Origin of the sequence: Pseudanabaena sp. UWO310 (assembly GCF_006861605.1) — a bacterium.
Lineage (GTDB): Bacteria > Cyanobacteriota > Cyanobacteriia > Pseudanabaenales > Pseudanabaenaceae > Pseudanabaena.
This window is the reverse complement of sequence record NZ_SELU01000008.1, coordinates 16,025-29,470: the sequence shown is the minus strand read 5'-3', so window position 1 is coordinate 29,470 and position 13,446 is coordinate 16,025. Positions and strand designations below refer to the sequence as shown.

Here is a 13,446-nt window from a genome sequence, read left to right as displayed (position 1 = left end):
ACCTATAGCAACATACCCCCCCCAAGATGAGTGGCGGCGCTCCGCGCCGCCACTTATCTTGGGGGGTGGGTCTCTGCATTCTGGTTTATGGAATAATTGTTTAAATGGCGTTAATATGGATAGCTACAAAGTTCTGATAAATTCTTTTAATGCTGGAAGTCCTGCAATCAACCATTGATGGTATCGCTGTCGGAAGCATTATTGCACTCGCGGCAGTCGGTTTAACGCTTACCTATGGCATCTTACGTCTTGCTAACTTTGCCCATGGCGACATTCTCACCCTAGGCGCATACCTTGCCTTTCTTGCCAATACCACCCTCAAGCTCGATATTTGGTTATCGATCGCTTTTGGTAGTGCTATCTCGATCGCCTTAGTGCTTATATGGGAAAAAATCCTATGGCAACCCCTACGTGCCAAAAAAGCGACCGCAACGACCATGATGATCGTGTCAATTGGCTTAGCTCTTGTGATTCGCAATGCGATCGTTTTAATTTGGGGAGCAAAACCTCAGAAATACAATTTACCAACTTTTTCAGCGATTAATGTATTGGGGCTAGAGATGACTCGCAATAAAATGGTGGTTATTGTGGCAGCGATCGCCATAATTGTAGGACTGTATTACCTATTGCAAAACACCAAAATCGGGAAGGCGATGCGAGCCGTGGCGGATAATCCTGAACTTGCCAAGGTTGCAGGTATCGATGTTAACGCTGTCATTATCTGGACATGGGTAATTGCAGGAGGCATGACAGCTTTTGGCGGCAGTATGTATGGATTGATTACCAACCTCCGTCCCAATATGGGTTGGTTCCTAATTTTGCCCATGTTTGCCGCCGTAATTTTGGGAGGAATTGGCAATCCCTACGGAGCGATCGCAGGAGCCTTAATTGTGGGAATTTCCCAAGAGGTAGCAACTACCTGTCCTGCGGCTTTAGGAGAGTTGCAAAAATACTGTATCGGGACTGACTATAAGTTAGGGGTAGGTTTGGTAATTATGATTTTGGTATTGCTCTTTAAACCCCAAGGTTTATTCAAAGGCACGATTTAATCAAGCATACAGCAATTACCGATCAAACGAACCACAAGGAAATTTTTGAAAGCGTTGCTTCGCAACGCTTTCAAAAATTTCCTTGGTTTAGGTTTGAGCGCAAAACGCTGTAACATGTCAAAGGATGGCGGAGCTTTGCTCCGCTATCCTTGGGGATCAAGCGATTAGTTGTTTCAGTTTGTTGACTAATTCTTTTTCTTGGTAAGGCTTACTAAAGCAAGCATTTGCGCCTAATTCTAGAGCCAACTTTTGCCCATTTTCATTGTTCTTTGCCATCAGTGCAACTATTGGCAAATTGCGGAGATCGGTATCGGAGCGAACTGTCGATAGCAGCTTAAATCCATCCATTTGAGGCATCTCTAAATCAGTAATCATCACATCAAAATTCTGACTTAGGGTGACTTCCGTCTTCAGCAGCGCAAGAGCTTCCTTCGCATTTTGAACTTGCTCGGTTACAAATCCAGACTTGGTAAGCGTCATCGCTAGATAGCGTCTGACATTCGCCGAAGATTCAACGATTAATACTCTAGGGTGCAATAATTTCCGAGGCGAATTCTTGGCGATCGCGTCTGTAAATAACCCCGAACTTTCTAGATTTTCTGACTTAGGCGATCGCTCCAATCGTTCGGCTATGGTTGTTACCTGCACAGGTAATTTAACAGGTGGCAATTCTGAGGATCTATCACCAGCACTAAAAAAGTCAGATAAACTACTCAAATTGTTTAAACTTACTGGATGCGGACGCGATAATTGCTCGTTTTCCTTCGGAAGCGATCGCAAAAACTGGCTCGCTAATTCAGCAGGATTGAGTAGAGCCACCGCCTGATTATTACCCAAAATCACGCTTCCCAGAAAAATCTGAGGGAGTAGGATATCGCCTTCAATAGGCTGGAACGTGGCTTCTTGTTCGTGCCAGCAACCATCTACCTGTAGGGCAAAGAAGTTATTTTCGTGATGAATTATCAGAAAGGAAGATGGATTACGACCAGATGACTGGGTTTCGCTCCGATAGGGGTAACCCCAAGAATGACTCAGTTCCGCGCCTTGACTTAAAGTTTGACGACAATTGATCTGAAGAAGAGAATTAAGTTGAACAATTGGCAACGTCCGATCACGCCATAGCAAGGTTTCTTTGCCTTCCAATGTTTGATTAAGGGCTTGATCCTCGATCGCAATTACTTCCCATACATTTTTACTGGAGATTGCTAAGCACATGCGATCAATATCAATCAGTAATACGCGCATCAAGGAAAGCAGGTTTGGCAACATCAAAGTAAATTGAGTTCCCTTCCCCCTCTCGGAATGTACGGTGATAGAACCACCAAACTCGCCAAGCTTGGCTCTCACATCGCTCAACTTGGCTCCTTGAACAGAACTATTGATGAGATTAAAATCTGGCTCAAAAATCAAGTTTGTTAATTGCTCGTCACTCATATCCATGGCCGAAAATTTCGACCTATCCGTAACCGCGATCGCTTGCTCAAACTGTTGGCGAATCTTTTCCATATCCAGCCCCCGTCCATCATCGGAGACCTTGATTTGGATACCTTCGTCAGATTGAGTTGCCATGAGTTCGATCTTACCTTGTGGAGTCTTGCCCATCCGTTGGCGATCGTCAATGGACTCGATCCCATGGTCGAGAGCATTACGAAGCAAAACTTCCATAGACTCAGCAACAACGGCAGCGATCGCTCTTTCCAGTCCAATTTCCGCCCCTTTGACAATCAACTCAACTTGCTTACCATTATGTAATGACATCTCTCGCAAAATTCGCGGAAATTTTCTCACAAGGCTAGAGACAGGACATTTGAGAACTTGACGTAAATTTTTTCTCAAATGACAAATATCTTGGCTCATCACATCGGTCTGTTTGTCCGCTAGTTCGATGACGTTAGCGATCCTAGCGATCGCCCCTTGGAGATTTGCGATCGCCTCAGGGTTGTCGTTCGCCAATTTAGGTTCTAACAACTGGAGGTGTTTTTGCACCTCTCCCGACAACATTTGCATTTCTTCTAAATAGACATCTAGGCTCCCTTTACGCAACAATAGCTCTTCCGACAGATCCCTCAGCAGTTCTACATGATTTAAGGGAAGCCGAATGGTTTCTTCACTGTCACTCACATCACCTTGGGAAGCTTTTGCTTCGATTAAATCGCCCCCATCAGTTTCTGGACTCATTTCATAGTTAGCGGTCAATGACAGATTTGTAAATTCTGCATAGGACATTTCGCGATCGCCCAAATCCAACTGAGACAGATCCTGCCAATCCGTGGGAGTATTATCAATACTATTATGATAAATTGGTGATTCCTCCAACGAGGTATCAATATCGGAAACGGAAAAATCCTCTCTAACTATTTCAGCATCAGCTAATGAAGCTAATTGGAAGTCCTGATCCAATCCTAGAGAATGGTCAACATCATCGGGGATATCGTCACCCTGCTCTAAGGCAACAAAAAAATCGGTGTTAATCAATTCGACAGAAATATTATGATCTTGCTCTTTATCCTGCTTTAGGGATGCAAAAAAATCGTTAGCTATCAAACCAATAGACATATCGTCATCGCCCATATCACTATCAGTCAAACCAATAGATATATCGTCTTGCTCTAAAGATTCAAAAAAATCGCTGGAGATTAAATCGCCTTCTAAAGATTCAAAAAAATCACCAGCTATTGAACGATCGTCCCCGTTATCTATAGCTTCAAAGAAATCGCTGGAAATTGTGATATCGGCATAATTATCTTCGACCAAATCAAAGCTAGGAGGCGCAGATGGAACCTCAAGTTCCCGCAATAGGGGAATAATTGAAATACCCCGATCGCTTTCTGGGGCAATCTCAGCAATCCAATCCTCTTCAATGGCTTTAACTTCAATATTATTGTGATGATCGTGATCGTGATGATCGTGATCGTAATGATCTGCGATCGCCTCATCTCCATCTTCATTAACAAGCTCTTCAGCAGTAACCTCAGCAGGGTTTTCATACCTATCCTCAGGCATATCTTCTAGAACTTCTTCTAGAATATCTTCTAGAACGATAGACTCACTTGCGCTGATTTCCTGTGGCATGGGTTCATATTCATGGGAGTCGGGATCATTCGCCAAGACTTCAAAAGGAGACTCCATAAATATTTCTGTAAGAATTTCTGGCTTTGGCAATATATTCTCATCGCCAAGTGGAATTTCTTTTCCTAAGTCACCAGAACCATCAAAAAAACCATCTAGATTACTATCTAGATCACCATCTAGACTGATAGTATCCGCAGTATCCGAAAACAAATCAGGAAACAATCCCTCTAATTCCCGACTAGCCATTCCTGAGATATCTTCAAATGGTTCGCTAGCCATGTCTAGATCTCGATCCTCCTGAATGATCAGAAAGCCATCCAAACTATTAAGCTGACTGCTTATATTGATATTATTGATATAGGATGGATTAGCAAAATCCTCTTCAAAATCACCATCCAAATCAGTTCTAAAATCTATATCGAATAAATGCATCCCCTCCGACGTATTATCTAAACCAAAAGGTTCGCCTTTATCCTTTTTATCCTGAGAGTTTATTTCCTCTAGAGTATCAAACACTTCCAACTCTAACGATAAATCCTCATGGAGCTGCTCGAACAGGTCACACTGAATTTTCATCCAGTCTTTAGAGGTTTCGATCTCCAGACAGAACTCATTGATTATCTGATTAGCTACGCCAATTATCTCTAAAAGCAACTCCTTCGTAATCCAATCAACCTCAGAATGGCGATCGCGTAATAGATAAAACACCTCCTCAAAACGCCTAATTATCTCCGCAAAAGCAGAGTTCGGTTGGCAAAAATCTGCCCGAAGCGCAGCATCTTGGAGTAATTTATTCGTGGCAATCAGACTATCAATTTGCTCGCGAAAATTGGGCAAAGTCGCATCTAATTCCAGAACTTTATTTTTCAGATTCTGGGTATGAACTTGAGACTCTTCAGAAAAGATTTTTTTCGGTTGAGGTAATATTTCAATCATAGGAAAAGTCGGTATATCTAACTTTGTTTATCTTCCGCCTTAAAACTCAGTAGTAATAAAGAGCGATCGCTCAGGTAGACTCGATCGAGTTTGCATCATGTTTTTGCGTCATGTTTTTGCATCACGGTTTTGCATCATGTTTTAAAATGAGTTAAGGACTGTTGTAGGTCGCCAGAATATCGGCGCGTTGCCTTAATGAATTTGGCAGCCTCCGATGAAGAAGCCAAGGTTCTCTTAGCCATATGAGAAATATCCTGCATCAAGTTCGCAACCCCCTCAGATGTTTGAACTTGGGATGATGTTGCCTCAGCGATCGCTGCCATCAATCCGTCAATTTGCTGTGAGATCTGCGCGATCTGTTGGAGACTATCCTTAGCGGCGATCGTCAATGTATTACTTTCCGAGATCTGAGTACTACCCGATTCCACCGCTGCCATTACAGCCGTAGTTTCGGTTTGGATATTACCAAGTAGAACTTCCACCTCCTTAGTTACCTCAACGGAACGGAACGCCAGTTCGCCGACCTCTTCAGCAACCATCGCAAATCCACTTACGCCATCACCTGTCCGCGAAGATTCAAGCGTGGCGTTAATTGCGAGGAAATTTGTCTTAATGGCAATCTCATTAATTGTCGAAATCGCCTTCGCAATTTTTTGGGATACAGTTCCCAGTTGCTTGATTCGCTTGGCAGTGGTCGAAACCGTGTTTTGTAATTCGCCGACCTTGGACATAACTGCATCCAAAGAGCGATCGCCATCCGACAGTTTTTCTACTACCAGTTGTGATGATTGCACTACTCGCTGACTATGGTTGGCGATCGTATCTGCCGAAAGTTTCGCCATTTGAGCAGTATTAAGGGAGCGCGTCACCGTATCTAATTGTCTCTGCGAAATACTTGCGAGATTAGCGATCGCCTGCTCATTCTGTCCGAGGGAGAAATTAACTTGGTTAGTCGAGGACTTCACTTGACCAACGATATTATGTAAACCACGAATTACATCATCAAAGAATATAGCCACATTCTCTAAACTACCGTCAATCGACTTGGTGGAGACAGTAAGATCCCCTTCAGACAGAGCTTGAACATCCTTAAGCATCTTCATCAACTGCTCCTGAAGCTCTTCCTTCTGTAGGCGATAGCTCTCAGCTTCAGCATGTCTTTGGACGATCTCCGCTCGTACTTTTTTACCCAAATACAATATTTTCTCGTCTAGTAAATCCTCATCTTTAACTTCTTGTTTTTCTTCTCTCGCCAGTTTTGCCAAAACTTTAAACAGTTTGACCACTTGCAATTGCAGGTGTTGTTTCTCCTGCTCCTGCTTTTGCATCATCGTCTGAAACTGCTCGGACATCCGATTAATACTGAAAGAAATGTCTGACAGTTCGTCATTTCCTTCCACGCTTAAAGCCCCAAAGCTAGCATCAACATTCCCCTGTCTGAGATCTCGTAAAACAGCCCGAATATCTTTCAGTCTGTTACTTATGCGCCGCGACAATGCATAAATAATGGCTGCGGCAAGTAAGGGAGTTGCGCCAATACCAATACCAATTACTAACAGTAGATTCTGGTTGCCTGCAATGACAGTGGCTTTGTCAACGGTTGTCAGTATGTCTAAAGCCAATGAGTCAGCAGCTTGGGCATTAGGAACAGGTGCATAGGCAACCATTTGCACATTGCGATCGCCCCTAACTAAATCCTTGGGATTTGCGGACTGTCCCGATCGCAAATCGGTCAATATCGCAAAATCTGCTAACGCATCTTCACTGCCCGTAATTGGCTGCGAACTAGCAAAGTACTTGTTAGCGCTATCAATCACATAAAAATTACCATTCCCAACCCCATTGTTATTTCTAGCGTTAGTTAATTCATTCACCAAATTCTTCGTAGAAATTTCCACCTGTAAGATCACGCTAGCCTTTGGTGAACCAGCAAATTTAATTGGGGCAACCGCATAAAAGTACGCTCCATTCTTGGTAACGATCGCATTACTAAGTTGCACTGTTTCAGTGGACTTTGCCCTATTCAGAGCTTTGGGATTAATAGTTTGCAGCGTTTTGGAATTAGCTGACTGAGCCAGTAATTCACCATTAACACTAAACAAAGCGATGCTGGTATATTCAGGATAGGCTTGACCGTAAAGATTAAGGCGATTAGTCAACTGCTGCTTATATTGACGTTGCTCAGCAATTGGTAGGGACTCAAGGGAAAGCAATTTGTTATTTGTCGGATTGGCTGGCTTGGACGAATTGATTTGCCCTAAATCCGTCGATCCCAATAGCTTCTGCAAGACCTCCACATCGCCCGTTTGTCCCTTGAGAAAGCTTTTGGTCGCGTTGGCAAGGGCGATCGCCTCTGACTGTTGGGCTTGCTTAACCCTATTTAATAACAAGCTATCCCCGACTTGATAAGCCGTTACCCCTAAAGCGATCGCAGGAATGGTGGCAATTAGCGTACCCCATAGAGTGATCTTTTGCCCCACGCTAGAAAATTTAAACATATCCTCCAAAGCGATCGCGGCAGTATCTTTCCCCTTAACGCGACTATTTTGAGATGATGTCCCCCAATCAAGAAATACGGAATCTAAATCCTTATTCTTTTCACCTTTATTTTCACCTTTACCTTTAAGGGTTGTATCCTGACTGTTACTTGATTGATAGCTTTTCTGAGTTTCACCAATTAGACCATCACCGATTAGACCATCACCAATTAGACCATCACCGATTAGACCATCGCCAATTAGACCATCACCAATTAGACCATCACCAATTAGAGCGTAGGAAGAAGATCGATCAGTTAGGTCATCGATATCTTCCACAAGATTCTCTATATCGCCAAATATCAAGGGCTGATCTTCGAGCAGATCCTCTGGCTGTGTCAAAGGAACCTGTTCACGATTCTGAGATGCGTTCTTAGATAGCGCAGCGATCGCGGGTGGTGGTGGGATCATTCCATTCCCATTACTAGCACCTACGGCATTGGTTGTAAATTTTGGTTTAGCAACCGTCTTATCAACTGTCTTATTAGGAGGCGTAGCTAAGACCGTCAATTCATCTAAACCCGATTCATCTTCAGGATCAATTATGTAGGCAATACTATTAGCACTCGTCCCATTAGACTTGGGGCTTTTGTTACGCCCAGATTTTGGTTGCGAGTTTCTATTTTTCTGCTTAGCCCCTTCGAGCTTATCCGTTCCTTGAGCACCAGTCCCCTGATCCCCAGATCCTTTTGGCTTAGCCTTTTGATTAAAAGTACTGAAAGTATTTGCATTTTCCTGAAGCTCCTTAAGCTCTTCGGGAGACTTGTTTTTCTTAGCAAGATTAGCAAGCTTATTCTGAATTTGAGCTAGGGAAGTACTCGCCAAATCGAGTAGGTCAGGATCGTCAGTAAGCGTCAATACTTGTTGGTACTGAACCTTGGCATACTCAATCTTCCCTGCCTTACGAAAAGTTGCCCCCAACCAAATATGCAGCTTGGGATTGCGAGGATCTTCATACAACAATTCTGAGAACTGTTGCATCGCCTCTTCATACCGACCCTCTGCATAGGAGTGTAGAGCCGCCTGATACTGCGCTGTCATCATGATCGTCCCTGCATGAAATACGTCTATCTTGTTTCAAAAAGGAGGCTTAGTCTCTACAAGTCTCCTAATACACAGTTAAACGCATTAACAAATAGATCCTCTAGCGCCATTTTGCTTGTGTTTATTAAAAAAAGTGCTATTGTATTTAAGGACTTGTTGCACTCAGTTATATAGAAATTGAAAAAGCTGGTTTTATTGCTTGGATGTGATTGGCTCCTCAACCTAAAGTTGGGAGAAAGACGCGAGTCTGATCCTACTCTTTCTTGGGACGATGCCTGTGAAGGACCTAGTATGTTCCGATCGACCTTCTAACTATCAGGGTTGTAACCACTGTTAACAGCCTAGGTCGATCGCTTCTCATCATGGGGAAGATTAAATATTTTTTCAAAACTGAATAGGCAGCAAAGAACTCCCTAGGGGTAGGATTTGTTTGTGTGTAATGGTGCTGGAGCCGATATCTTTTATCGAAAAGATTGATATGGGCTGTGAGTTATCATGGGCATAGATAAAAGTTTTACCTGATGCGTGAGTATGTAGTTTTGCTTGTTCTGTTATTGAAGTTTGCTCAAAATTTTTTCGCATACATCTACAACACATAGCATCTAGGACAAACAAAATCATGAAACGCGATCTACTTAAACAGACTGTTGAACATATTGACATCAAAGCTTTTGATGTTGTCGGATTGGTTGACGCAATGGCAAATACAGCGTTCCAAGGTAGAAACCTCGGACGTGCAGCTCATATCTATGACGATATGATCAAAGACAAAGATTGCGCGATCATCCTCTGTTTAGCTGGTTCTTTATTTAGTGCAGGGCTAAAGGGAGTTATCTACGATTTGATCGTCAACAACATGGTTGACATGATTGTCTCTACAGGCGCAAATATCGTTGATCAAGACTTCTTTGAAGCCCTCGGCTTTCGTCACTATGTCGGTGATACCTTTGCTGATGATGCAGTCCTCCGCGAAAATGCTATTGACCGCATTTATGACACCTACATCGATGAAGATGAATTGCGCGTTTGCGACATGACGATCGCGGAAATCGCGAATTCTTTACCTCGTCGCACCTACTCTTCCCGTGAATTTATCCACGAAATGGGAGCCTATCTCGATAAAAACGCGAAGAACCGTCACTCGGTAGTATTGGCAGCCTACCAACATCAAATTCCCATCTTCGTTCCTGCTTTCAGTGACTGTTCCGCAGGTTTTGGACTTGTTCACCACCAATGGAACTCTCCTGAAGATCACATCAGCATTGACTCCGTACGCGATTTCCGTGAATTGACTCAATGCAAGTTGGCAAGCCCTCATACTGGTCTATTCATGATCGGTGGTGGTGTTCCCAAGAACTTTGCTCAAGACACAGTTGTTGCGGCGGAATTGCTTGGTTTTGAAGCAGCAATGCACAAATACGCAGTCCAGATTACCGTTGCTGACGAACGTGATGGCGCTCTCTCAGGTTCCACTCTGAAGGAAGCACATTCTTGGGGCAAGGTGGACATTGTCCAAGAGCAAATGGTTTACTCGGAAGCAACTGTAGCTCTTCCTCTCATCGCTGGCTATGTCTACGGTAAGCGCAATTGGTGCGATCGCGCTCCTCGTCAATTGGCGCAACTATTCAACAAGCCCTTCGTTCCTAACTTCAGCAGTATTCCTGCTCCTGTAGGCGTATAGCTCTTATTGTCAAGCTGTGTAGTTTCCAATACATGACAGCATCTTTCCTAAAACAGATAGAAAACATCCTGCAATGCAGGATGTTTTCTATGTTATAGAATGGCGGCGCTATTCTATTTTTGGGGGTGTGTGTCCTAATCTTGGCAACAGTTGTAATTCGTATATAATTCATAGAAGCGTTGTCACACTTTTATGAATTGGTATAAAGCCCCAAATAGTGTTGCCGCGCGGAGCGCGGCAACACTATTTGGGGCTGGCGGTAGCTATATTTAGGAATACCTATTTTTGTTTGAGTACAAGAAGGGTAATGTCATCATAGATTTTTTGCTTGCCAATATGCGATCGCAAATCCTCAATTACCGCCTGACGAATAGCGATCGCGGAAGCATCAACATTTTGGCAAATCACTTCACATAATCGATCGACACCATAAAGTTTTCGGGCTTCGTTTTCCGCCTCAGTAATGCCATCGGTATACAACACAACGACATCTCCAGAACTTAAATGTATTTGCTTGTGAGCAAGAAAGTTCCCAATTTCCTCCTCTAGCCCAATGGGAAATCCCAAATCAATCGTGTCAAATCTCTCAAGATAGCCATTCTTACGCACCACGATCATTTCTTCATGCTGACCGCTTAGCGTCAACTTACCTTGGTCGTAATCAATTAGGGAGAGGGTTAAATTTTTGTCCGAATCCATGCGCTGCACATTGCCATAAATCGTGCGGTTGAGAATGTCTAAAAATCTGACTGGATCGTCTTCTTCATTTTGGAGTAGAGTGCGTACCGCAGTTTGCACCATGATCATCAACATACCGCTTTCTAGTCCATGCCCTGTCACATCGCCAATACCAATCTTGATCCGCCCATTTTGTTGCAGCACATCGTAATAATCGCCACCGACCTCCGCCGCAGGTTCCATAAAGCCCGCAATATCTAAGCCCATGACCATTGCTAATTCCTTGTCTTTAGGCAGAATCATTTCCTGTAGTTTGCGTGTAACTTCTAGCTCGCTACTCATCCGTAGATTTTCTTGTTTGAGCCGCTCGTTCAGCGCAATAATTTGTTGATTTGCTTTCTCTAGGGCAATTTCTGCCAATTTACGCTGACTAATATCTTCAACAGTCCCTTCGTAGTAAAGTATTCTGCCATGCTGATCGCGGAGGACGCGAACATTTTCACTAATCCAGATCGCATTGCGATCGCGTTTATATACCTGCGATTCAAAGTTAGTAATCGTATCATTTACATCCATGAGAGCTTGAAACTGCTGGCGGCGATCGGGATCGACATAGAGTTGGGTATTAACATCAACTAATTGTGCGACCATCTGCTCAACGGATTCATAGCCATAGATTTTCGCCAAGGCGAGATTGACACTGAGATACTTCCCTTCAGGGCTAGTCTGAAAAATGCCATCGACGGAGTTTTCAAAAATGCTCCGATATTTTTCTTCAGATTCTCTCAAAGCGATCGCCACTTTGTTGAAAGATCGCACGACCATCGATAATTCATCTTTGCTATCTAGTTCGATCTCCGCCGCATTTCCCGATGTCATGAGCTTAGAAGCAATGTCCAACTGATAAACGGTGCGCATCACCGATAGATAGAAACCGACAAACAAATAAGCGATCGCCATGAAGATAATCAACACGAAGAGCGAGATAAATAGTTTGCGCTCCTCAATAGCTTGAATCCGATACATCAATAATTCATCTAAGCGATCGAAAATTTGTTGTGACAGCGTAAAGCTATATTTCAGCGTATTTTCAATGGTTTGTTGATAAGCCCCTTCCGCCACAGCAGACTTGCTTTCCTTACCGATAATCTGATTGGTATTAGCGATCGCCTCATTAACGCCAGAAACAAAATCTTGAAGTGCCCCGTTCAGCGAATTACGCAAATTGCCACGACGATTATTTTTAAAAGCGCGTTCTAAATTGGCAGTTAAGTCGTTATTGGATTCATCCAGCGACCCCAACAAAGAAATCAGTAAGGTCTTTTTTTCATTAGCGGTTTCTTTGGCAAATGACATTTCCCGATATGTCCGCATCATCTTATTTAAGACTTTTTGCATCTCTGGCAGCTTAACCGCACTCGCATCCATTAGATAGAAGGTATCTAGGTCTGGATCGAGAATTAAATTTGAAAAATCGACGACATAAGCTCTCAAGCGATCGAGTTTTTCTAAAACTAAATCTTGATTACGAAACTCGGCAAGCCCTGTCGATTTCTGCAAATCTTGCCTTAGAGTCTCCATATCTTTGAGCTTATCGCCAGTTTGAATAATGCCTCCAATACGACGATCTACCTTCTCTAAATTGGCGAACTCTCGATCGATCGCATTCTGGAGATCCTGCAATTCTCGTTGCGGCGATTGAGATATTTCTGAGCGATCTGAACGATCTATGAAACTAGCACCTTGCGAATTCCTGTAAAACTGATTTTGCAAAATTAATTGCCGTTGGGGAATATATTGCCATAGTTGGCTAATAGGTCTTAGGTACGCATTGCCATAAATTTCTTTTTGGGTAAATTCCACACGACTGTTTAGCTCTGACATGAGCAAATTCATCACCAAGGCAAGCGGTAAGACAAATAGCAAACTGATCAGAAAAAATTTCTGTGGATATTTCAATCGGTTCATAAGCACGATCGCGGGCTTGAATAGCATCATATTTTGTTTGAGACGATCTTCTAATCTATTTCTCGCCATGCTCCAGACTCTAACAACTTACAACTTTGGTTTAAGTGAGTAAGTAAATGGGCTTAATTAAATATAAAACCCTAAAACCTGTGGCGCACGCTACGCTTGCCCCGCAGGTTTTAGCTCTGGATTTTAATTATGCTGAGGTACTTAAATAATTAATCCTTATAAATAACTAATCAACAACTAATAACTAATCAATAACTAAAGATTATTAATTAAAGACTATTAATAATTATCGCCAAGTTATTGCCAAATTATTGCTACTACCTTCCCAGCCAAGAAATAGCAGTGCGGGGCTTCGTCCCATACCGCTATTTCTTGGTTTTATATATCTATTTCTTTAGTGGGAAGGACATCAGGAAATCGGGCAGAAAGCGATCGCTAATCCCATACTAATCGAATCTACTAGTAAACCTAG

At 43.0% G+C, this 13,446-nt stretch carries 5 protein-coding genes; 2 read left to right on the top strand and 3 right to left on the bottom strand.

The annotated features are described in order from the left end of the window. Positions 1–149: 149 nt before the first annotated feature. Entirely contained in the window at positions 150–1,049 is a 900-nt protein-coding gene (locus PseudUWO310_RS04370) for a branched-chain amino acid ABC transporter permease (protein WP_009625131.1), read from the top strand. Positions 1,050–1,205: 156 nt separating this feature from the next. Here PseudUWO310_RS04370 and PseudUWO310_RS04365 read toward each other — a convergent pair whose 3' ends face one another. Beyond that, positions 1,206–5,057 (bottom strand): response regulator, encoded by a 3,852-nt coding sequence (locus tag PseudUWO310_RS04365; RefSeq protein ID WP_142599351.1) that lies wholly within the window; start codon positions 5,055–5,057, stop codon positions 1,206–1,208. A gap of 134 nt (positions 5,058–5,191) precedes the next feature. Further along, positions 5,192–8,638 (bottom strand): methyl-accepting chemotaxis protein, encoded by a 3,447-nt coding sequence (locus PseudUWO310_RS04360; RefSeq protein WP_142599349.1) that lies wholly within the window; start codon positions 8,636–8,638, stop codon positions 5,192–5,194. A 619-nt stretch (positions 8,639–9,257) separates the two neighbouring features. Here PseudUWO310_RS04360 and PseudUWO310_RS04355 point away from each other — a divergent pair. Beyond that, positions 9,258–10,319, top strand: coding sequence for a 1,9-bis(guanidino)-5-aza-nonane synthase (locus tag PseudUWO310_RS04355; protein WP_009628813.1), 1,062 nt, complete (start codon positions 9,258–9,260; stop codon positions 10,317–10,319). Positions 10,320–10,598: 279 nt separating this feature from the next. Here the strand turns inward: PseudUWO310_RS04355 and PseudUWO310_RS04350 are convergent, their stop codons facing one another. Further along, the gene (locus PseudUWO310_RS04350) at positions 10,599–13,034 is read right to left on the bottom strand and encodes a SpoIIE family protein phosphatase (RefSeq protein WP_142599339.1); all 2,436 of its coding nucleotides are present in this window, start codon (positions 13,032–13,034) and stop codon (positions 10,599–10,601) included. Positions 13,035–13,446: the final 412 nt, after the last annotated feature.

Bases quoted from the DNA above. Each gene is read 5' to 3' on its own strand.
- PseudUWO310_RS04355 (WP_009628813.1), top strand. From the start codon at position 9,258: ATGAAACGCGATCTACTTAAACAGACTGTTGAACATATTGACATCAAA.
- PseudUWO310_RS04350 (WP_142599339.1), bottom strand. From the start codon at position 13,034: ATGGCGAGAAATAGATTAGAAGATCGTCTCAAACAAAATATGATGCTA.
- PseudUWO310_RS04360 (WP_142599349.1), bottom strand. From the start codon at position 8,638: ATGATGACAGCGCAGTATCAGGCGGCTCTACACTCCTATGCAGAGGGT.
- PseudUWO310_RS04365 (WP_142599351.1), bottom strand. From the start codon at position 5,057: ATGATTGAAATATTACCTCAACCGAAAAAAATCTTTTCTGAAGAGTCT.
- PseudUWO310_RS04370 (WP_009625131.1), top strand. From the start codon at position 150: ATGCTGGAAGTCCTGCAATCAACCATTGATGGTATCGCTGTCGGAAGC.